Origin of the sequence: Streptomyces sp. NPDC006339, from assembly GCF_040612775.1 — a bacterium.
Classification (GTDB): domain Bacteria; phylum Actinomycetota; class Actinomycetes; order Streptomycetales; family Streptomycetaceae; genus Streptomyces.
This window is the reverse complement of the sequence record NZ_JBEXQW010000043.1, coordinates 33,860-55,607: the sequence shown is the minus strand read 5'-3', so window position 1 is coordinate 55,607 and position 21,748 is coordinate 33,860. Positions and strand designations below refer to the sequence as shown.

The 21,748-nt window shown below is 75.3% G+C and carries 15 protein-coding genes; 5 read left to right on the top strand and 10 right to left on the bottom strand.

The features are described 5' to 3' along the window. The first annotated feature begins 116 nt into the window (after positions 1-116). From ettA to ABZ135_RS29400, 4 genes are read left to right on the top strand one after another with little or no spacing between them, the layout of a single operon-like run. Entirely contained in the window at positions 117-1,781 is a 1,665-nt protein-coding gene (gene ettA, locus ABZ135_RS29415; RefSeq protein ID WP_356699788.1) for an energy-dependent translational throttle protein EttA, read from the top strand. Between the two features lie 13 nt (positions 1,782-1,794). After that, positions 1,795-2,220 carry a thioesterase family protein gene (locus ABZ135_RS29410; RefSeq protein WP_356699786.1) on the top strand — a complete coding sequence of 142 codons (426 nt, stop codon included), beginning with the start codon at positions 1,795-1,797 and terminating at the stop codon, positions 2,218-2,220. Continuing rightward, entirely contained in the window at positions 2,217-2,903 is a 687-nt protein-coding gene (locus ABZ135_RS29405) for a hypothetical protein (protein WP_356699784.1), read from the top strand. The genes ABZ135_RS29410 and ABZ135_RS29405 overlap by 4 nt, the downstream gene beginning before the upstream one ends. Next, entirely contained in the window at positions 2,900-3,358 is a 459-nt protein-coding gene (locus tag ABZ135_RS29400; RefSeq protein ID WP_356699782.1) for a GNAT family N-acetyltransferase, read from the top strand. The genes ABZ135_RS29405 and ABZ135_RS29400 overlap by 4 nt, the downstream gene beginning before the upstream one ends. On the opposite strand, the gene ABZ135_RS29395 is transcribed toward ABZ135_RS29400, so the two are convergent. From ABZ135_RS29395 to ABZ135_RS29375, 5 genes are all read right to left on the bottom strand, one after another. Further along, complete coding sequence (locus ABZ135_RS29395; RefSeq protein ID WP_356699781.1) at positions 3,339-3,944, bottom strand: hypothetical protein; 606 nt, start codon at positions 3,942-3,944, stop codon at positions 3,339-3,341. The two genes, ABZ135_RS29400 and ABZ135_RS29395, sit on opposite strands and share 20 nt — an antisense overlap. A 74-nt stretch (positions 3,945-4,018) precedes the next feature. Further along, the gene (locus tag ABZ135_RS29390; protein WP_356699809.1) at positions 4,019-5,056 is read right to left on the bottom strand and encodes an ABC transporter ATP-binding protein; all 1,038 of its coding nucleotides are present in this window, start codon (positions 5,054-5,056) and stop codon (positions 4,019-4,021) included. A 38-nt stretch (positions 5,057-5,094) separates the two neighbouring features. Next, positions 5,095-7,881, bottom strand: coding sequence for an FtsX-like permease family protein (locus ABZ135_RS29385; RefSeq protein ID WP_356699779.1), 2,787 nt, complete (start codon positions 7,879-7,881; stop codon positions 5,095-5,097). A 59-nt stretch (positions 7,882-7,940) separates the two neighbouring features. Then, positions 7,941-11,495, bottom strand: coding sequence for an ABC transporter permease (locus ABZ135_RS29380; RefSeq protein WP_356699777.1), 3,555 nt, complete (start codon positions 11,493-11,495; stop codon positions 7,941-7,943). 161 nt (positions 11,496-11,656) lie between these two features. After that, positions 11,657-12,061 carry a globin gene (locus tag ABZ135_RS29375; RefSeq protein ID WP_356699775.1) on the bottom strand — a complete coding sequence of 135 codons (405 nt, stop codon included), beginning with the start codon at positions 12,059-12,061 and terminating at the stop codon, positions 11,657-11,659. A gap of 155 nt (positions 12,062-12,216) precedes the next feature. Here ABZ135_RS29375 and ABZ135_RS29370 point away from each other — a divergent pair, with 155 nt between their 5' ends. Beyond that, positions 12,217-13,194: a methyltransferase domain-containing protein gene (locus ABZ135_RS29370; protein ID WP_356699773.1), complete on the top strand. Its 978-nt coding sequence runs from the start codon at positions 12,217-12,219 to the stop codon at positions 13,192-13,194. Positions 13,195-13,215: 21 nt separating this feature from the next. Here the strand turns inward: ABZ135_RS29370 and ABZ135_RS29365 are convergent, their stop codons facing one another. The 5 genes from ABZ135_RS29365 to ABZ135_RS29345 form a co-directional block, all read right to left on the bottom strand. Then, positions 13,216-14,505: an FHA domain-containing protein gene (locus ABZ135_RS29365; protein WP_356699771.1), complete on the bottom strand. Its 1,290-nt coding sequence runs from the start codon at positions 14,503-14,505 to the stop codon at positions 13,216-13,218. A 50-nt stretch (positions 14,506-14,555) separates the two neighbouring features. Further along, positions 14,556-15,878: a VWA domain-containing protein gene (locus ABZ135_RS29360; protein ID WP_356699769.1), complete on the bottom strand. Its 1,323-nt coding sequence runs from the start codon at positions 15,876-15,878 to the stop codon at positions 14,556-14,558. 93 nt (positions 15,879-15,971) lie between these two features. Further along, positions 15,972-17,402 (bottom strand): PP2C family serine/threonine-protein phosphatase, encoded by a 1,431-nt coding sequence (locus ABZ135_RS29355; RefSeq protein ID WP_356699767.1) that lies wholly within the window; start codon positions 17,400-17,402, stop codon positions 15,972-15,974. 548 nt (positions 17,403-17,950) lie between these two features. Further along, the gene (locus tag ABZ135_RS29350; protein WP_356699807.1) at positions 17,951-20,410 is read right to left on the bottom strand and encodes a tetratricopeptide repeat protein; all 2,460 of its coding nucleotides are present in this window, start codon (positions 20,408-20,410) and stop codon (positions 17,951-17,953) included. A gap of 59 nt (positions 20,411-20,469) precedes the next feature. Further along, complete coding sequence (locus ABZ135_RS29345; protein ID WP_356699765.1) at positions 20,470-21,747, bottom strand: hypothetical protein; 1,278 nt, start codon at positions 21,745-21,747, stop codon at positions 20,470-20,472. Between the last annotated feature and the right edge of the window lies 1 nt (position 21,748).

Sequence of the window (21,748 nt, the reverse complement as noted above, 5' to 3'; positions counted from 1 at the left end):
AAGGCCCAGGTCAGCCGCTCCCGGAGCCGTCCGTGAGGTACTGGTTTCCGCCGATGGGGCTCGGTCAGGCAAGATGGGGTCTATCTGCCCACTCACTCTTTGCCGGACGGTTTCTCTTGGCTGAGTACATCTACACCATGCGCAAGACGCGCAAGGCGCACGGCGACAAGGTCATCCTCGATGACGTGACGCTGAGCTTCCTGCCCGGTGCGAAGATCGGTGTGGTCGGCCCGAACGGTGCCGGTAAGTCCACCGTGCTGAAGATCATGGCCGGTCTGGAGCAGCCCTCCAACGGTGACGCCTTCCTCACGCCGGGCTACTCCGTCGGCATCCTCATGCAGGAGCCGAAGCTCGACGAGTCCAAGACGGTCCTGGAGAACGTCCAGGACGGCGTCGCCGAGATCAAGGGCAAGCTCGACCGGTTCAACGCCATCGCCGAGGAGATGGCCACGAACTACACGGACGAGCTCATGGCGGAGATGGGCAAGCTCCAGGACGACCTGGACCACGCCAACGCGTGGGACCTCGACGCCCAGCTCGAGCAGGCCATGGACGCGCTGGGCTGCCCGCCCGGCGACTGGCCCGTCACCAACCTCTCCGGTGGTGAGAAGCGCCGCGTGGCCCTCTGCAAGCTCCTGCTCGAGGCCCCCGACCTGCTGCTGCTCGACGAGCCCACCAACCACCTCGACGCCGAGTCGGTGAACTGGCTGGAGCAGCACCTCGCCCAGTACAAGGGCACCGTCGTGGCCATCACCCACGACCGGTACTTCCTGGACAACGTCGCCGAGTGGATCCTCGAGCTCGACCGCGGCCGCGCCATCCCGTACGAGGGCAACTACTCCACGTACCTCCAGCGCAAGTCCGAGCGCCTCAAGGTCGAGGGCAAGAAGGACGAGAAGCGGCAGAAGCGCCTCAAGGAAGAGCTGGAGTGGGTCCGCTCCAACGCCAAGGGCCGCCAGGCCAAGTCCAAGGCCCGCCTCGCCCGCTACGAGGAGATGGCCGCCGAGGCCGACAAGATGCGGAAGCTGGACTTCGAGGAGATCCAGATCCCGCCGGGCCCGCGCCTGGGCTCGGTCGTCGTCGAGGTCAACAACCTCTCCAAGGCATTCGGTGACAAGGTCCTCATCGACGACCTGTCCTTCACCCTCCCGCGCAACGGCATCGTCGGCGTGATCGGCCCGAACGGCGCCGGCAAGACCACGCTCTTCAAGATGATCCAGGGCCTGGAGACCCCGGACTCCGGCGACATCCGGGTCGGCGACACGGTCAAGATCTCGTACGTCGACCAGACCCGCGCCAACATCGACCCGAAGAAGACGCTGTGGGCCGTCGTCTCCGACGAGCTCGACTACATCAACGTCGGCCAGGTCGAGATGCCGTCCCGCGCCTACGTTTCCGCGTTCGGCTTCAAGGGCCCGGACCAGCAGAAGCCGGCCGGCGTGCTCTCCGGCGGTGAGCGCAACCGCCTGAACCTGGCGCTCACCCTCAAGCAGGGCGGCAACCTGCTGCTCCTCGACGAGCCGACCAACGACCTCGACGTCGAGACCCTGTCCTCGCTCGAGAACGCGCTCCTCGACTTCCCCGGCTGCGCCGTGGTCGTCTCCCACGACCGCTGGTTCCTCGACCGGGTCGCCACCCACATCCTGGCGTACGAGGGCGACTCCAAGTGGTTCTGGTTCGAGGGCAACTTCGAGTCGTACGAGAAGAACAAGGTCGAGCGGCTCGGCCCGGACGCCACCCGTCCGCACCGCGCCACCTACAAGAAGCTGACCCGAGGCTGAGGCTGACCGCCGTATGGCACGACACATCTACTCCTGTCCCCTGCGCTGGTCGGACATGGACGCCTTCGGGCACGTCAACAACGTCGTCTTCCTCCGCTATCTGGAGGAGGCGCGGATCGACTTCATGTTCCGGCTCGCGCCGGGGAACGGGAGCCCGTCGTTCTCCGGCGGGTCCGTCGTGGCCCGCCACGAGATCGACTACGTACGGCCCCTGGTCCACCGGCACGAGCCGGTGACCATCGAGTCCTGGGTCACCAAGATCGGCGCGGCGTCGCTGACGATCGCGTACGAGATCAAGGACCCGGACGTGACGTACGTACGGGCGAAGACGGTCGTCGTGCCCTTCGACCTCCAGGAGCAGCGCCCGCGCCGGATCTCCGAGGAGGAGCGGGCGTTCCTCCAGGAGTACGTCGACGACGGGATGACGTCCGCTCCATGACCGCCCTCGCGCCGCTGCACTTCGCCGACCCCAGGGAGGCGGCGGGCCTCGCCGCCTTCCTGCGCCGGCTGCTCCACTACGACCGCGCCGCCGCCGTCCGCCTCCAGGCGGGCGAGGGCGGCGCGCTCGCCGTGTTCGGACGGCCGCCGTCGTTCGAGGTGCTGGCGATCCGCGCGGCACGGCTCGTCGACGCCGTGACCCTGGACGTGACCGTGTCCGCCGGTGAACTCCTCGAAGGCATCGAGGAGTCGGCGGGCAAGGCCGTCGTCCCCGACGCCGTCACCGGCCCGCCCTGGGCCGGGGTCCTGCCGCCGCGCGGCGGCTGGGAGCCGGTCGCCGGGCTGCCGTCCGCCGCCGAGATGCGGGGCGCGGTCGCCATGGCGGTGGCCGAGTTCCGGTCCCGCGACGAGGCACTGCCCGAGGAGCGGCGGACCCGGGCCGAGCGGGACCGCATCGGCCGCGAGATCTGGTCCCGCACGCTCGCCGGGACCGGCCTCCCGCTGCGCGCCGTCCACGCGGCCCAGTCCCTCGGCTTCCTCCCGGACCTCCCCGACGAGGACCTGCCGGTGCTGCTGTTCGCCGCCGGACCGTGGCTGCGGCTGCGCACCCCGTACGGCTCGATCGCCCTGCGCCGCGCCCCGATCTCGCTGACGGTCACCCCTGGCCCCGGCCCCACCCGATGACGGACCGCCCGGCCTCCGGCCCGGACCGCCCGGCCTCCGGCCCGGACCGCCCGGCCTCCGGCCCGGACCCCGTTCCCGCCGTCGACAGCGCGCTCACCGGCGACGAGCTGAACGAGCTCTTCCACGCCTCCTGGCCCGGACACCGGGACACCGACTTCGCGCCCGTCCTCGCCCGCCGCCTGCTGCACGTCACCGCCCGCCGCGACGGCCGGCTGGTCGGCTATGTGAACGTCGTCGGCGACGGCGGCGCCCACGCCTTCCTGCTCGACACCACCGTCCACCCCGACGAGCGCCGCCGCGGGCTCGGCGTCGCGCTCGTACGGGCCGCCGCCGAGGCGGCGCGGGAGCGCGGGGCGCGGTGGCTGCACGTGGACTTCGAGCCGCACCTCACCCGCTTCTACGAGGAGTGCGGCTTCCGGAGCACGGCGGCCGGGCTCATGCGTCTCGATCCCTGAGGCCGGTCCGCTCCTCCGCCGCCACGGCCACGACCGAGAGCACCGCCGACAGCGCGAGCAGGACCGACGGGACGACCGGCGAGCCGTGGGCCACGTTGTCCTTCTCCAGGATCGGGTCCATCCGGTGGGCCGGGTCGTAGGCGATGCGCACGGTCTTGCCGGCCTCGCCGATCCGCTCCTCGGCGGTGAACTCCGACGGGTAGCCGCCGGGGCAGTCGAGCGGATGGTGGTACAGCCACTTGTCGCTCGGCGCGCCCTCGCCGAAGGTCGGGTGGTACGTCGCCCTGGCCTTGCCGGTGATCTCGCACGTGACGACCTCCGCGCGGATCCGGGAGTCCCGCGCCTCCACCCACACCGCGGCCAAGCCGGCCACGAGCAGCACCACCGCGGCGAGGCTGCCGCCCTCCCGGAACAGCGCGTCGTGCGCGAGCAGGGCGACACCGGTCAGGGCCAGACCGGCGAGCACCGCGATCAGGGTCGGTACGCGGACGGGGCTGCGCATGCTCCAACCCGCCCACAGGTGCAGCAGCAGACCGGCGCCCGAGGGCACCAGCACCGCGCCGAGATACGCCAGAGCTCTCCTCATGCGTCACCCCCGGTTACGGGGACGCGCACCACCCCGGCACGGTTTCCGCCGGCGCCCCTCAGCCCCGGCCCCTCTCAGCCCCCGGCGCCCGACTCCGTCCCCGTCCCCGTGCCCGTCTCCGTCCCCGCGTCGTCCGGCCACACCCCGATGTGGTCCTGCTCCAGCTCGAGCGCCACCCGGTGCCGCATGCCGAGCGCCTCCGTGTACTCGGCGGGAAGCTGGAGCCGCCCCGCCCGGTCGAGCATCGCGTACTCCCGGGCCACCAGCGACTCCTGGCCCTCCGCGTCGATCTCCGTGCGCCGCAGCACCTCGGAGGAGGTGCGGCCGTCGCGGATGGCGACCGTACGGCGGACCTCCGAGGCCACCGCCTGGTCGTGGGTGACGATCACGATCGTGGTGCCCAGCTCCTCGTTGGCCCGGCGGAAGGCCGCGAAGACCTGTTCGCCGGTCGCCGAGTCCAGCTCACCGGTCGGCTCGTCGGCGAGCAGCACGGACGGGTCGTTGGCGAGGGCCACGGCGATCGCCACCCGCTGCTGCTGGCCGCCGGACATCTGGTGCGGGCGCCGGTCGTGGATCTCCGAGATGCCCAGCATCGCCAGCAGCTCCTCGGCCCGCTTCGCCCTGCTCTTCGCCTTGCCCTTCGCCGTGTTCCCCGCCCCGCCGCGCAACTGCATGGGCAGCGCCACATTCTGGGCCGCCGTCAGATACGGCAGCAGGTTGCGGGCGGTCTGCTGCCAGACGAAGCCGACGACCTCACGGCGGTAGCGCAGCCGGGCCCTGCCGTCCATGGCGAGCAGATCGCAGCCCGCGACCTTCGCGGCCCCGGCGGTCGGCACGTCCAGCCCGGCCAGGATGTTCATCAGGGTCGACTTGCCGGAGCCCGACGCCCCGACCAGGGCCATCAGCTCGCCCTCCTTCACCAGCAGATCGAGCCCCTGGAGGGCCTGCACCTCCACCCCGTCCGTGGTGAAGATCCGCACCAGCCGGTCACAGGCGATCAGCGCGTCATGGCCGTACGAGGGCCGGTCGCGGCGCGCCGCCGCCCGCCGCTCCAGCTCCTCCAGCGTCGTCCCCGCGGCCCCCGCCGTACCCGCCGTACCCGGAGCCCCCATGGCGCCCGCCGCGCCTGCCGCCGTCCCCGTGCTCGTCGTCATCGTGCGTCTCCTGCCCTGAGTTCCCTGATCGAGCCCCTACGGGATGCCCACCACGCCTGCACCAGCGCCGACCCCGCCGCCAGCAGCACCACGCCGAGCGCCGGAAGCCCCAGCGACCACACGTCCGCCCGCAGGGCCGCCCCCAGCGCCATCGCCTCGTCCGGCGCCGCGCCGAGCGCGAGCCGGGCCAGATCCACCCCCGGCGAGAGCAGCACGATCGTCGCCCAGCCGACCAGCGCGCCGCCCACCGCCGCGAGGAACGCCTGCGGCAGCGCCTCCAGGCCGAGCAGCCGCCGCGCCTGCCGGCGGGTCAGCCCCATGGTGCGCAGCCGCGCGAGCAGCGTCGTGCGCTCGGGCGCGGACTGGAGCAGGGCGAGCATCAGCGCGAGGACGGCGTATCCGGCGCCCGCGGCGAGGGCGGTGAGGTAGATCCGTTCGGCACCGGTCTGCATCGGCGAGTCGACGTAGCCGGCCCGCTGCTCCGCCTTCAGCGCCACCCGGAGGCTCCCGGCCTTCGCCGTGACCGCCGCGCGCAGCGCCGCTCCGTCCAGCGAGCCCTCGGCGCGCTCGCCGACGAGCAGCGCGGTGGGCGCCCGGTTGGTGAGGTCGGCGGCGTTGACCAGGAGGAAGTCCTTGTCGGGCAGGGCCGGCGTGGCGGCGCGTACGGCGACCACCCGCACATGGAACCGGCCCGCGGCCGCCGTGATCTCGATGGGCGCCCGGCCGAGCCGCTCGGCGACCCGCGGCGAGGCGATCACGGGAAGCACCCGCTCGTTGTCGCCGGTGTGGGCGGGACCGCCGGTGCCGGTGGTCTTCAGCAGGTCGGCGGGGAACGGGCCGAAGCCGGTCCTGGCCGCGAGCCGGGCGTACGAGGCGGGCTCGACGCCGATCAGGGGCGCGCCCATGCCGTTGTCGACGGAGCCCTTGTGGTCGGGCAGCTCCAGGCCGAACTCGATCTGCACCGGCGACACCTCGCCGACCCCGGGGAAGCGCCGTACCGTCTCGGCGAGTCCGGCGGGCAGCGGTGTCATCTCCAGGTCGTGGTTCACCCGGGCGTCCGCGCCGGTCGCGAGGAGCGCCGCCCGGTCGCGCGCCTCGGAGATCCCGGTGAGCACGGAACCGCCGAACGCGGCGATGGTCAGCGCCACGAGCAGCGCGAGCAGCGGCAGCGCGCCGGTCGACGAGGAGCGCCCGGCCCGGGCGAGGGACAGATAGCCGACGGCGCCCCGCAGCCGGCGGGCCGGCCGGGCGGCCCAGCGCAGCGGCAGCGGATACAGCCGTACGAGCACGAACGCGGCGATCAGGCCGACCAGGACGGGCGCGGCGCTGACCAGGTGGTCGCCCGAGTCGGCGGTGCCGCGGCGGCGCAGCGCGGTGACCGCGCCCACCGCGAGGACCAGGAAGGTGAGTTCGGCGATCGTGCGGCGGGCGGAGGGCCGGGCGGCGACCAGGTCCTCACGGCCGCCGTGCGACAGAGGGCGGCGGTGCAGGAAGACCGCGCGCAGCGGCAGGACCAGGGCGGCGAGCAGGGCGACGGCCGCGGCGCCCGCGCAGGCGGGCCAGAAGCGGGCGCCGTCGCCGGCGCCGACCGCCGGCAGGGCGAGGAGCAGCCCGAGCACGGCGGCCGGGAGGGCGACCGCGGCTGTCTCGCAGAGCAGCCGGCCGCCGATGCCGGTCAGCGAGGCGCCGCGGGAGCGCAGCAGGGCCAGTTCGGCGTGACGCCGGGCGGTGAACAGGCCGGCGGTCATGACGATGACGACGGCGGCGACGGCGCCGATGCCGAAGGCGGCGACGGCGACGACCGACGCGATGGCGTCCCGCATCCCGGTGTACTCGTCGACGACCTCGTCGAGGTCGGTGCCGAGGACACCGTTGTCGCCGAGCACCTTGCGCAGCTCGGCCCGGACGGGCCCGGAGTCCGCCGAGTCGAGGGCGGCGGCGAGCCGGTCGGTGTCCTGGCCGGTGAGGTGGCCGACGCTGGGCGCGAACCGCCAGTACTGCTCGGGTTCACCGAGGGTGGTGAGCAGCTCCGGCGCGCTCTCGGGCGCCACGATCAGGGTCGCCGTCCAGTACCACTTGATCTCATCGACGCCCTTGGCGGTGAAGAGGGGGGTGTGCAGGAGCGGGTCGACCGCCCAGTAGCCGCCCTCGGTGTCACGCGGCTCGACGATGCCGGTGACGGTGACCGGCTTGGGCAGGCCGTCCTTGCCCGGCACGTGGACGACGGAGCCGACCTTCAGCCGGAGCGCCTCGGCGGTCCTCGCCGTGACCGCCGCCTCCATGGCGCCGTCCGCGCCGGCCCCGGGCGCGCGGCCGGCCGTCAGGGTGGAGTGCGCGGCCAGGTCGGACGGCGCGTCGAGAAAGAGCTCCGGCGGCAGGCCGTCGGGCTGCGGCAGCCACGGGTCGAGGCCCGGGACCCGCTTCGTCGTGTGCACGCCGTACGCGGAGTTCGCGGGATCGGTGCGCAGCGGCGGGGGCAGCAGGGGCAGCAGCGCGTCCCGGGTCGCGCGCAGTCGCTCCGGGGTGAGCTGCGCGGCCTGCGCCGCCGGGGTCCAGTCGGCCTCCGGGCTTGTGGTCAGCGTGATCGCGCTGCGGCGGGCCTCCGCCGATGCGACGGCGTGCCACAGCCCCTCGGTCTCGTACGCGTCGACGGCCCGCGGCAGCGCCGCCGCCAGGAAGGCGGTCACGAGCACGAGCAGGCCGTAGGCGACGGCCGTGCCCGGAGCGGTCCGCAGCCGGGTGCGGACCCAGGGGGCCACGGGGCGGGCGGGCTTGCGGGGCATGGCGTCCGCCTTTCCGCGGGCCGGGGTGGACGGCGGCATCGGTGCGCGGGAGTCCGGCATCAGTGGTCCCCCTGGGTGCGCAGGGTCACGGCCGGGTCGGTGCGGCGCAGCGCGATCGCGGCGACGATCAGCAGCGGCAGCGCGGCGACCCCGGCGAGCAGCAGGGCCACGTGGGCGACGGGCAGTTCGACCAGGACGGCGGGCGCAGGGCGGCCGGCCTGGGCGGTGAGCACGATGAGCGGGACGACGGCCCGGGTGAGGACGGCGCCGAGCGCGACGCCGACGAGCAGGCCGATGCCGATGAGCAGGCCCTGCTCGGCGGCGATCAGCCGGGCCAGTTGGCGGCGTGGCGCGCCGAGCGCCCGCAGCACCCCGAACTCCGCGGACCGCTCGCGCATCGAACCGGCCGAGCCGACCGCGAAGCCCACCGCGGCGAGCGCGGCCGCCGCGGCGGCGACCGCCATCAGGGCGGAGTTGGGGCCCGCGCCGAGCGGGTCGCCGAGCAGTTCGGCGGCGGCCTCGTCCCGTACGAGGACCAGGGAGGCATCGGTGTCGGGGCGGGCGCGCAGCGCCGTGGCGACCTCGGCGGCCCGGCCGGGCGCGGTGGTCAGCCACCACTCGGTGGGCGGCAGCGCCGAGGCGCCGGCGCCAAGGGCCCGGTGCGCGGTGAACAGGTCGACGAGGAGCGCGCCGCCGTCCTCCGGGGCGGGGACGGCGGAGGGCGCCGCCGCCGACACGGACCGGGCGCCGGGTCCGGCGGTCGGCAGCACCCGTACCACCTCCGTGATCTCCACGTCGACGGTGACACCGCCGAGGGCGACGCCGACGGTGTCGCCCTTCTTCGCGTTCGCGGCGGCGAGGAAGGCGTCGGTCGCGAGCGCGGGGATCCGCCGCGGCGCGGCGGGGCGCGGGGCGGTGAGCGTCAGCACGTACGCGTCGGTGCCGGGGTGCCCGGCGCCGCTCGCGGGCTTCTTCGTGGACCCGCCGGTGAAGGTGACGGTGAAGGGCGCGCCGGCGGTGGGCGGCCGGCGCACCGGGTCCCCGGGGTTGTCGCCGTTGGCGAGATCCGCGGTGTACGTGGTGCGCCACTGACGCAGGGCGACGGAGAGGTCGACCGGCTGCCCGGTGCCGTCGGCGCGCACGGGGGTGATCCGCTCGACGGCCAGGGCCCGCGGCCCGCCGCGTCCCTCCTCGCTCCGACCGTCGATCTCCAGACCGACGAGCCCGAGACCGGTGGTGGGCCGGGTGGCGCCTGCGGGCTGCGCGTCGCCGTGGGACCGGGCGTCGTGTGCGGACTGGGTGTCGCCTGCGGGCCGGGTGGCGCCGTGGGCCTTGGTACCGCCCGCGGACTGGACGTCGCCCGTGGACCGGGTATCGCCCGCGGACCGGGTGTCGTCGCCGGTGGACTGGGCGTCGCCGTGGGACCCTGCGTCGTGTGCGGACCGGGCATCGCCCGTGGACCGGGTGGCGCCGTCGCCTTCGGGCAGCGCCACGGTCAGCCGGTGGGGGCGCCCGTCGGCGGGCAGGCTGCCGAGGTGGCGGCGGTACGGGGTGCCGTGGGCGTCCTCGAGGACGGCGGTGACCTGGGTGGCGGGCGTTCCGGGCGGTGCCGTGTCGCGCAGCTCCACGGTGAGGGCGCGGGTGCCGGCGGGCAGCGGGACGCCCGGCGGCGGTCCGGCCTTCGGGGTGACGGCGGCGAGGCGCTCGGCGGGCTCGCCGTCCGCGAGGTCGGGGCGGAGGCGGAGGCCGTCGGCGGCGTGCCGGGTGTCCATGGCGAGGACGGTGGCCTGCCGGCCGGCGACGTCGGTGGTGGTGCGGTGCACGGGGGCCGCCGCCCGCACCCCGGGGAGGGCCGCGAGCCGTTCGGTCTCCGCGAGCTCGCCGGGTCCTGAGGCCAGCAGGCGGATGTCCGTACCGGTGCGGAAGTCGGCCTGGTCGCGCTGCGAGCGGTCCCAGGAGTCGCTCTGACCGATCGCCAGCATGCCCATGGCGACGGCGAGGACGAGCAGCAGCACCGGGCCCGCGCCGCGCAGCGGGCGGCGGCTGAACTGCCAGCCCGCCAGTGCCGCGGGCAGTCCCCGGCCGCCGGCCGCGCGTCGCTCGGCGAGCCGGGCGGCGGGCGGCAGCAGACGCAGCGTCAGGACGGTGCCGGCGAGCAGGGCGAGGGCGGGCGCGGCCACCAGGAGCGGGTCGATGCCGAGGTCGCCGGCCCGGTCGCCGGCGAGGGCGCCGCCGCCCTCGCCGGTCTGCCGGTCGAGCTGCCAGTAGGCGACGCCGGCGATGACGAGCAGGCCGACGTCGGCACCGGCCCGTACCGGCGCGGGCAGCGCGGCGGCCCGGCCCGCGCGCAGCGGGACGACGCCGCCGTCGCCGACGGCGAGCGCCGGGGCGACGACGGCGGCGGCGCAGCACAGGGCGACCGCGGCGGCGACCAGCCACACCGTGAGCGGGGGAGTGGCGTCGAGCCGGCCGAGCGCGTCGAGCGCGGACCGGTCGGCGAAGAGCCGGGTGAGCGGGCCGGCCAGCAGCGGGGCGGCGACGGCGGCGGGCAGCGCGAGGAGCAGGGCCTCGGCGGTGGCGAGTGAGGCGATCCGGCGGCGGGAGGCGCCGCGGGCGCGCAGCAGCGCGGTCTCGCCGGAGCGTTCGGAGCTGAGCAGCCGGGCGACGAGCAGCAGGGCGTAGGCGGCGAGCAGCACGAGCTGCACGGCCACGATGGATAGGGTGGAGCGGGACACGAGCAGGGCCCGGTCGGTCTGCTCCAGGACGGTGGGCAGCGAGGTGGAGGCGTTGACGGTGGCGCCGAAGCGGACCGTGTCGGCGGCGAGCGCCTTCGGCCCCTCGGTCGCCGCGGTGCGCAGCGCGTCCATCCGGTCGGTGGTGACGCCGGTGTAGTCGGCCGTTCCGAGCCATACCGTGTCCCCGGTGGTGAGCCGGCCGGCGCCGAGGACGGCGGGGTCGGTGAGCAGCGGGCCGTACGTGGTGAAGACGATCGTCTTCACGCCGCGGCCGCCCACCAGGTCGAGCTGCCAGTAGAGGTCGGTGGTGTCCAGCGGCCGGTAGACGCCGGTGACCCGGATGGTGACGGTGGTGCCGCCGAGCCGGTCGGTGAGGTCCAGGACGGTGCCGGGGGTGACCTTGAGCCGCTTCGCGGCCTCTTCGGGCAGCGCGGTCTCGATCGCGTCGCGCGGACCGGTCGGCTTCGGCCAGGCGCCGTCGACGAGGGCGATCCGCGAACGGTCGAGCGCGGCGAAGTGGGTCAGGTCCGGCTCGCCCGCGCGGGCGGCGGCGGGCTGGAGCGAGCGGGGCAGCGCGTACGTGCCGGAGCGCTCCAGCTTGCGCAGGGTGACGGGGAGCCCGTCGAAGGTCCGCTCGGCGCCCTCGCGGGCGGCGGCGTCGGCACTCGCCCCCTTGGCGGTGGGGACCTGGCTGGTGACGACCAGGGCGGCGGCGGGCGCGGAACGGCCGCGCAGGGTGCCCTGGAGGGCGGCGTCACCGATGGAGCCGGAGAAGGCGGCGAGGGTGGCGAGGACGGCGGTGGTGAGGAGGACGGACAGCAGGGCGGCGGCCAGCAGGAGGCGGTGCGCCCTGACCCGTAGCAGTACGAAGCCCGTCACCCGTTTCCCCCCTGAAAACACCGTGATCGTTCACGATCGAACGTCCAAGGATGCTTTCAGAGGGCATCGGCCCTGGAAACCGCTTTCGGACCGACCTTGATGCGATCGTGACCGTTATCCGGGACCGCGTCACCGGAATGTGTTCGTCCGGGAGCGGGCGGTCAGTCCGCCGTGTTCACCATCGAGGCGGCCGCGTAGGTCAGGTAGCGCCACAACTGCTGCTCGTGCTCCGGCGCCAGACCCAGCTCGTCCACCGCGTCCCGCATGTGCCGCAGCCACGCGTCGTGCGCCGCCCGGTCGACCGTGAACGGAGCGTGCCGCATCCGCAGCCGGGGATGGCCGCGATGGTCGCTGTACGTGCGCGGGCCGCCCCAGTACTGCATGAGGAAGAGCACCAGCCGCTCCTCGGCGGGCCCGAGGTCCTCCTCCGGGTACATCGGCCGCAGCAGCGGGTCCTCCGCGACTCCCTGGTAGAAGCGGCGGACCAGGCGCCGGAAGGTCTCCTCGCCACCCACCTGCTCGTAGAAGGTCTGCTCCTGAAGCGTGCCGCGCGGAATCTCGTTCACCGTTCCATCGTCTCAGATGCCCCGGCGGAGGACCGGAGGTCTAGGACCTTCCCCCGATCGGCTCCCCGGCTCGGCTCCCCGGCTCGGGCGGGGTCCGTGACCGGAGCGGGTGGGAGCGGTGGCCGGATCCCGCCGGTCCGCAGCACAGTGGACCCATGGGCGCACCGCACGACACGTTCGCCGAGGAGGGCACGCGGGCCCGGCGGGAGCTCGTGCGCGAGATCGAGGCGTACGGCGTTCTGCGCGACCCCGCCTGGCGGGCCGCCTTCGCCGAGGTCCCGCGTCATCTCTTCGTCCCCTCCTACTACGTCGCGGGGCCCGGCGGCTACGAACGCCTCTGGTCCGGGGACCCCGATCCGCACCGCCGCTCCCGCTGGCTGCGCGGGGCCTACCGGGACACCGCCCTCGCCACCCGGGTCAGGGACGGCGAGCTGATCTCCTCCGCCAGCCAGCCCTCCCTGATGGCGCGGATGCTGGAGGCCCTCGACGTCCACGACGGCCACGACGTCCTGGAGATCGGCGCGGGCACCGGGTACGGCGCCGCCCTGCTCTGCCACCGCCTGGGCGAGGACCACGTCACCACCGTCGACCTCGACGAGGAGATCGCCGAGTCCGCCCGCGTCCATCTCGCCGCCGCCGGTCACCGGCCCGCCGTCGTCACCGGGGACGGCGCCCGCGGCTGCCCCGCCCACGCCCCGTACGACCGGATCGTGGCCACCTGCGCCGTGCCCTGCGTCCCGTACTCCTGGCTCGCCCAGTGCCGGCCGGGGGCCCGGATCCTCACCCCGCTGTCCACCGGCCTGGTCGTGCTCGACGTCCCCGACCCGGGCCACGCCGAGGGCCGCTTCCTGGCCACCTCCGCCTACTTCGTCGCCCTGCGCGGCGGCGTCGCCCGCCCCGCCCCGCCCCGGCGCACGGCCGGGGTGCCGCGGCGGGTGGGAGAGGACGAGCGGTTCGCGTTCCTGACCGGCCTCGCCGGGGACAGCCTCGACACGCGCGAAGCGCTCGCGCTCTGGCAGCGGGAGGGCCGGCCGGAGCGGGAGCGCTTCGGGGTGACGGTGAGCGGCGGCCGGCAGTGGGCCTGGCTGGACGACCCCGAGGGACCGTACGCCTGGCCCCTGCCGGACGGGTGACCGCGCGCTACGGGGGCGGGCTCAGCCGCGCCGGACCGTGATCGTCGTCCAGGCGCCGACGTGCACCCGGTCGCCGTCCTGGAGCTGCACCGGCACGTACGGCTGGATCGGATCCGGCGAGCCGTTGATCGTGGTGCCGTTGGTGGAGTTCTGGTCCACCACCGCCCACGAGCCGTCCGGCTGCTGCACCAGCACCGCGTGCTGATGCGAGACGCCCGGGTCCTCCGGCGGCACGGACAGGTCGATGTCGGGCGACTCGCCGGTGGAGTGCCGGCGACGGCCGATGCTCACCTGGCTGCCCTGGAGCGGGACCTGCTGCTCGGGGGAGTACGCGGGCAGGTTGAGCCCCGACGCCTCCGGGCCGCTGCGCTGCATCATCGCCATGAAGTAGTCGCGGTCCGGGCCGATCACGGCCGTCCAGCCGGCCTGCGGACGCGGCGGCTGCGGAGGCGACTGCTGCGGCTGCGGGTGCGGCTGCGGTGGCTGCGACTGCTGCTGGAACTGCTGCGGCGGGCCCTGCGGTGGCGCGGACTGACCGGAACCCTGCGGGCCACCGGGGTGCGGGCCGCCGGGGCCCGGCGCGGGGGCCGGCGGTTGCGGCGCCGACGGCGGCGGCAGCATCCAGTCGTCGTCCGCGCGCGGCTGCGGGGGCGCGGGCTGCGGCGGTGCCGACGGGGGCGGCGCCTGCTGGAAGGACTGCGGGGCCTGGGGCGGCTGCGGCGGCTGGTGCGCGGGGGGTCCCATCGGCGGGCGCTGCGGCGGCGTCTGGTGATGGGTCGCGTCGGTGCCCAGCGGCTCGGCCGGACGGTTCACCTGCGAGGGCCGCGAGCCCTGGTACTCGAACGGGTCCGGGTGCTGCGGCGGCGCGGGCCGCGGCGGCGACTGGAAGCCCGGCGGCAGGTTGAGGCCGGGCGGCGGGCCCTGCGGCGGCGCGGCCGGACCCGGCTGCGCGTGCGGCGGGGCGAGCGGCGTGTACGAGGTCGCCGTGTTCGTGAGGAAGTTCCAGCGGCACTCCTCGCAGAACGGCGCCATGTGCTCGCGCGGCGTGCGGCACTGCGGGCACAGCTCGGCCTGGGCGGTCGCGTTCGGGTCGTAACCACCGGGAGCGGGGGCGGAGCCAGGGCCGGGAGCGCCGGGCGGCGGCACCGGGGCACCGGGCCCGCCGGGGCCGGGGTAGCCGTACGCGGGCGGCGGCGGGGGAGGCGGCGGCACGGCACCCGCCGGCGCACCCGCCCCGGCCGCCATGCGGTGGCCGCAGACCTCGCACCAGTCGTCGGAGACCGACTGGTGTCCGTTCGGGCAGGTCGGCATGTCGGTGCTTCCCCCTCTCATCCCGTCATCACGCGCTACTTCTGCACGCCTTACTTCTTCACGCGAACGGTCTTGGTGGAGCGGGTCTCGAGAGTCATCTCGTCCGCTTCCGCGACCTTCGCCTTCAACCGCACAGTACCCGTCGCGGCGTCGACCACGTCCACCACCTTCGAAAGGAGTTTCGCGGTATCGGCGTTGCCGGAGGCCGCCGCGAGCTGCACCGCGCGCCCGAGTTTCGCCGTCGCGCCGTCGTGATCGCCCGATTTGCGTGCGTCGAGACCCTGCTGGATGACGTCGGCGAGCTCGGCCTGCCCCGTGTAGTGCGCGACCTGCGGGTTGATGGACGTGGACATCGCCAGGTCGTCCGTCCACACCGCCCGTACCAGTCCCTGGGACAGCGTCGTCGGCGTGCCGCCCGCCGGGTCGGGGACGATCAGCGAGACCCGGGCGGCCAGCATCTCCTGGCCGACCGCGGCCTGCGGGACGCGGACGGACACGTGGTAGTCGCGGGACTCGTCGCCCCACGAGCCGGTCGGATAGTCCCCGGCGCGCGGGCCCGCCTCGGTGCGGCGGCCGGTCAGGTCCTCGACCGTCGGGGCGACCTGCTTCACGAAGGCGATCTCCACGCCGACCGGGGTCCACAGGCGCAGCGCGACGTCCGCGACCTCCTTGCCCATGGCGTTCTCCATCATCGTCGTGAAGTCCTCGGCGAGACCGGACGGGTCGGCGACGATGTCGGCCGTGCCGAGCAGCGCCGAGGCGATGCCGCGGACCTCCTCGACGTCCCAGTCGGTGCCGACCCCGCGCGCGTCACAGGTGAACCGGCCCGCGCAGGCGTCCAGGGCGGCCCGCAGCGCCTCGGGCGTCTCGTGCTCGTTGCGGCCGTCGGTGAGCAGGATGCCGTGCCGGATGCGGGCGTCGGCGGAGGACAGCAACCGGTCGGCCAGGCGCAGCCAGGTCCCGATGGCGGTGCCGCCGTCCGCGCTCAGGCGGCGCAGCGCGTCCTTGGCCTGGGCGCGGGTCCGGGCGTCGGCGACGGCCAGCCGTCCGCCGCCGGGGTAGACCTCCTTCGCCACGTGCGTGCCGGCGACGAGGGCGAAGGAGGTGCCGTCGCGCAGGGTGTCGATGGCGGCGGCGGCCGCCTCGCGCGCTCCGCGCATCTTGGACCCGGGGTATTCCATCGACCCGGAGCAGTCGAGCATCAGGACCACCGCGGCGGAGCCGGCGGCCGGCTGCGCCGCGGTCGCGGTGCCGCCGCCGGTGGCGGTCACGGTGACGATCGCGCTGACGTCCCGACCGCCCTCCGGCAGGTACTCGTTCTGGTACACGTCCACCGAGAACTGCGGCCCGGTCGGCTTGGAGAAGTTGGCCATGGCTGATTCGGCTCCTCGGCTCACGAGGGAAGGGAAGATCGGGAACGGGTCGGGGTCGGGGTGCCGTGCGGTGCGGTGCGGTGGGGGCCCGGGCTAGGCGGATCCTGCCCCGGGCGACGGAACGGCGAACGGCAGCAGCGCGACCGTGATGTTGTCGTGGCCTCCGCCGTCGAGGGCGTGTCCCACCAGGACCTGGGCGCCGTGCAGCGGACGTTCGGACGCGTCCGCCGGCATGACCCGGGCCATGTCCTCCGCGCCCTCCGCGTAGTTCCACAGACCGTCCGTGCACACCACGACCACACCCGGCCGGTCCGGTTTGAACGCGGCGGTGTGCGGCTCCAGTTCGTACGAGTCGGCGCCCAGCCAGCCGGTGATGGCGTGGGCGCGCTCGTCCGCGTACGCCTGCGCCTCGTTCATCAGACCGGCCGCGACCATCTGCGCGGCCCACGAGTCGTCCTCGGTGAGCCGGGCGGGCGGCGTGGTGCGGTCGTCCGGCACCCAGTAGGCGCGGCTGTCGCCGACCCAGCCGACGACGAGCAGCCCGCCGGCGACGATCGAGCCGACGATGGTGCAGGCCGGGGCGTTCTGGTGCTCGCGGTCGGCGGTGGTCGGCTCCGCGAGGGCGTTGACCGCCTCGGCGGCCGCCACGATCGCCTCGTGCATGGCCTGCTGCGGATGCGTGCCGCGGGGCAGCGCCGCCACCAGCGCGGCGCTCGCCGCGGCGGCGGCGGCGGCGGACGCCTCGTCGGGGCGGGTCGCGGAGGAGACGCCGTCGCAGACGACGGCGAGCGCGGCGGGGGAGCCGTCGGGCAACGAGGCCGACGCCACGGCGAACGAGTCCTCGTTACGGTGGTGCCGCAGCCCCCGATCACTGACGGCGGCCACGGTGGGGAGCTCCTCCTCCATGTGGTCCCGCTCACGCGGCTGCGCGTGCCCGCAGTGCTCGCAGTACCCGTCCCGATCCACCCGCCCCGCCCGGCACGCCACACACACCTTGCCTCCACCCCCGGAGCCCCCGCCGTCCCCCTGCACCGGCCCCCCGGCCTGCATCGCGGCCCGCGGATCGGGCGCGGGCAGAGTGAAGTCCCCCTCGTCCCCGGCCCCACCCGCGGCCCCGGCGACCCCGCCGGGGGCTGCCGCCGTGCCGGGTGTCGCGAGGCCGTCGCCGCCCGCCGATCCGGCGGCCGGGCCGTCGGGGCCCGCGCCGGACACCGCCGGCGCGCCGGGCGCTGTCCCGGGAGTACCGGGCACGGCAGGTGCAGCGGGCGCGCCTGCTCCGACCGGGCCTCCGGCCCCGGTCGGACCGCCCGGCTCTGTCGGGCTGCCGGGCGCGGCATGCCCGCTGGGCGTTGCCGCCCCGGCCGGACCCGCAGCCGTTCCCGGCGTGCCAGGCTCACCCGGCCCCGCCGGCCCGGTGGCGGAGGCCGCCGGGTCACCGGGCACGGCAGGTCCAGCCGACGTGCCTGTTCCGGCCGGGCCTGCGGCCCAAGCCGCGCCGCCCGGTTCCGCTGCCGGCGACGGCATGCTGCCCGCCGCACCACGCTCGCCCAGGCCCACCGGCCCGCCGGGCGTAGACGTCCCACTCGGGCCGGAGGCCCCGGCCGGACCCGCGGGCGCTGCTGGCGCTGCTGGCGCACCCGGCCCCGTCGGCCCCGTCGGCCCGCTGGGCCCTGCCGCCTGGCTGCCGGGCGCGGCGTGTCCGCCGGGCGTTGCCGTCCCGGCTGGGTCTGCGGCCCCGGCCGTACGCGTGGGCGTGCCCGCCGTCCCCGTCCCCCCCGCCCCCGGGACCTCGTCCGTGCGGACCGGGATCGTCGGGAGGTCGTGGCCGCCCGAGTCCGTGCCGGGGAGGTCGCCGGGGTGTTGGGTGGCCGTGGTGAGGGAGTGGGGGTCGCGGGGTGGGGGCTCGGGCCAGTCGACGGGGAGGGCGATCGGGACCGTCGGGCGGTCCGGGACCGGGACGGCCGACAGGTCGTATCCGCACGCGCCGCAGAAGCGGTCGCCGGACTCCAGCGGCTCCGCGCACTCGGGGCAGTTCCCCAGGGGATGCGGGGGCTTGGGCTTCAGGGACATACTCACACCCACGTCCTGGGGCGGAAGCGGTTGGCCCGCTCCACCAGTTCGATCCTTTCGTCGCCCCGCTGGGCGAGCCGGGCGAGCACCCGGTACGAGCGCTCGAGGCCGAAGCGCAGTCCGCGCTCGTCCAGGGCGCTGCCGAGCAGCACCGTGCCGGCCGGGTCCCCGCCGGGGCTGCCGGACAGCACCCAGTCGAGCGCCGTACCGAGCACCTCCGTGGACAACCGCTCGCGCCGCACCGCGTCCAGGCCGAAGCCCTGCAACGCGGAGACCTGCGCCGCGGCGGCGGTCAGGTCCGCGCCCAGCGGCTCGTTCGCGGGCCGGCGCCGCAGCCGGGCCCGTACGGCGGCGACCCGGGCCGCCGTGTAGTGGATGGACGACTCCGGCACCGACTCCAGCGTGCGCACCGCGCCCGCCCGGTCGCCCGCCGCCAACTGCACCCGCGCGAGCCCGAAGGCCGCGCTGACGTAGCTCGGATCGGTCGTCCACACCAGCCGGTAGTACTCCGCCGCGTTGTCGAGCTGGCCGAGCACCTCGGCGCACACCCCGAGCGCCAGCTTGGGCGCCGGTTCGCCGGGGAACGCGTCGTAGATCGCGTCGAAGGAGAGCGCCGCGCTCTCCCGGTCGCCGCCGATCAGGGACGTGACGCCCCGGTACCAGACCACCCGCCAGTCGTCGCCGTACCCCTGCTCCAGGGTGGCGAGCGCCTGCCCGGCCGCGCCGAGGTCGCCCATCTCCAGGCGCGCCCGCAGCTCGCGCAGCCGCAGTTCGAGCGAGGCCACGGGCGCCGCGTGCAGCGCGGTGATCAGCTCGGCGGGGGCGGCCGCGAGCAGACCGGCGAGGAAACCGGCGTTGGGGTCGCCCGGGTCGACCCGCGGCACCGGCAGCGCGAGCGCCGTCGCGGGCACGTCGAGCATCCGCAGGAAGCCGCCGCCCCGCCCGGCCACGGACGTGGGCAGCGCCTTCCGCCGCCCGCGACGGGTCTCGCGCGCCCCGAGGACCGACACGTCGTCGCTGAGCTCCGCGAACAGCTCCGTGTCCGTGACCCGCACCTCGGCACCGAAGAGCGTCGACAGGGCGGGGCGCGGGCGGCCCGACTGGAGCGCCACGACCTCCCGCAGCACACCCGTCAACTGCTCGGCCATCTCCTGCGCGGAGGCGAACCGGCGCGCCGGGTCCGGGTCGGTGGCCCGCACCAGGAAGCGGTAGAACGACTCGTACGTACGGAAGACCTCGATGCCGTCGGGCTCGGGCAGCGAGTCCGCGAACACGTTCGTGTAGCCCTGGAAGTCGAAGGTCAGCACGGCCAGGGTGCGGGCGACCGTGTACAGGTCGCTCGCCACCGACGGGCCGACCTCGGCCACCTCCGGCGCCTGGTAGCCCACCGTCCCGTAGATCGCCGACTCGTCGTCGTCCATCCGCCGGACCGCGCCCATGTCGATCAGCTTGAGCTGGTCCTCGGTCTGGATCGCGTTGTCGACCTTGAAGTCGCAGTACAGCAGGTTCCGGCTGTGCAGATGGCCGAGGGCCTCGAGCGCCTCGATGCCGTACGCGCACGCCTGCTCGACCGGCAGCGGGTCACGCCGCCCGTCGGGGGTGCGGCGGTCGTTGGCGATCTCCTTGAGCGACTTGCCGCCCACGTACTCCATGACGATGTAGCCGTCCAGGGAGCCGGTGCGCTGGTCCAGGTGCTCGACGAAGTTGTAGATCCGGACGATGTTGGAGTGCTCGATCTCCGCCAGGAAGCGGCGCTCGGAGATCGCCGCCGCCATGGCGTCCTGGTCGCCGGTGTCGAGCAGGCCCTTGAGGACCACCCAGCGGTCCGAGACCGCCTTGTCGACGGCGAGATAGATCCAGCCGAGACCGCCGTGCGCCAGGCAGCCCACCACCTCGTACTGCCCGTGCACCACGTCCCCGCCGCGCAGCTTGGGCACGAAGGAGTACGGGTGACCGCACTTGGTGCAGAAGCCCTCGGTGCGGCCAGGCCGGTCGCCGCGCGAACGGCCCACCGGTGCGCCGCAGTCGGAGCGCGAGCAGAATCGCTTCCTCTCGGGCACCTCCGGCTTCGCCATCACCGCCGCCCGCGGGTCGGGGCGCGGCACCTCCGGCACCGTCACCAGGCCCGCGCCGAGCCGGCCCCGCGCGGACTGGCCACTGCTCGAACCGGAGCTGCGCACCGACACCGAACGGGCCGTGCTCCGCCCCGACAGCGAGCGCGAGAGCCGCCCGGAGACCGAACGCCGGGACGCCGCCGAACGCGCCGAGCGCGAGGACCCGTGCGAGGACGTGCGCGACGAGGCCGCCGAGCCGGCCGCGACGGAACGGGCCGACTCGGAGCCCCGCCCGGCCGCGCCGGCACCGGGCACCGCGATCCCGGTCCGCGTCGACCGCAGCATGCCGCCGGGCGCCACCACCGGGGCGAGGCCGCAGGTGTCGCAGTACAGCTCGCCGCCTCCCATGTCCTCGTACGAACCCTCGCACGACGGACGCTGACAGCTACTCACTCCGGGCTCCCCGCTCACCACTGACTCCCCCTGCCGTCCCTCGGCGCGGACAGCGTCTCCGCCGCCGCCTGCTGGTAGCGCAGCACCGCCTGCTCGGCGGCCCGCAGGTCGCACGGGGCGCTCCACAGCATCCGGCGGGCCGTGTCGTACCGCTCGATCAGCAGCGGGTCCTCCGCCGCGCCGAGCCGGGCCACCTTCGCCTTGTACGCGTCGAGCCGGCCGCGCAGCTCGGCACGGACCGCCAGCGGCGCGGTCACCGCCGTCAACGACTCGCGGGCCCGCAGCAGTTCGTCCTCCGCCTCCTGCTCCAGGGAGTCCAGGAGCGGAGAGAGCCGGTGCCACTGGGCGTGCCTGCGGTACTCCGCGGCCGTGGCCAGCCGCTCCTGGAGCGCCGTCGGCGGCCCGCTGACGGCCGGCACCTCGGAGGCGGCGATCTTCGCGAGGACCTCGCCGCGGGCCGCCCGGGCCTCGGCGAGCGTGCGGTCCGCCCGCGACAGCACGTCCCGCAGCCGCAGCAGCCGGTCCTCCGCGTCCTGCCGGACCCGCAGCACCGCCTCGATCTCCCGCCGGACGTCCTCCAGGGCGCGGGCCGCCGTGTCGTACCGCGTGGTGTCCGGGCGGCCGCCGCCGGGGGCCGAACTGCCCTCGGCGGGCCGCCAGAAGGCCAGCGGATCGGACACGACCTGGGTGCGCAGCGCGGACAGCTCGGCCGTGATCGCCTCCAGCTCGTCCCCGGCCGGATGCTCGCCGGGACGCACGCCGACGGAGTGCGCCAGCGACCGGGTCCGGCCGAGCTCGGCGGCGAGCAGGTCTATCCGGGCGGGCAGCGCCGACCAGACGGCGTCGGCCGTGACCACCACGTCCAGCGAGGCCGCGTACAGCTCGTTCATCCGCCGCACGAGCCCGTCCAGGGTGAACCGCTCGGCGAGCCGGGGCTGCTCGCTCGCCCCGCCCGACACGTGCACGCTCTCGCCGCGCAGCCGGTCGGTCAGCTCCGCCAGCTCCTCCCGGCCGGGCCAGCGCCGCCGGGCGCGGACCTCACGGGCGTCGTGCAGCGCGGCCGTGTACGCGTCGAAGTACGCCCACAGCAGGGTGATCGTCCGCTCGGTGGCCTGCCAGCGGTCCCGGGTCGTGCCGGTCAGCTCGGCGCCTTCGAGCAGCCTGCGGCCGGCGTGGTCCTGGAGGGCGAGGAGCGAGTCCTCGACCGCCTTGTGCTCCGCGCCGAGCCGCGCCAGCGCACGGTCCACCTCGTCCCGGTCCATTACCGGCCCGGGGGGTCCCGCGACGCCCATC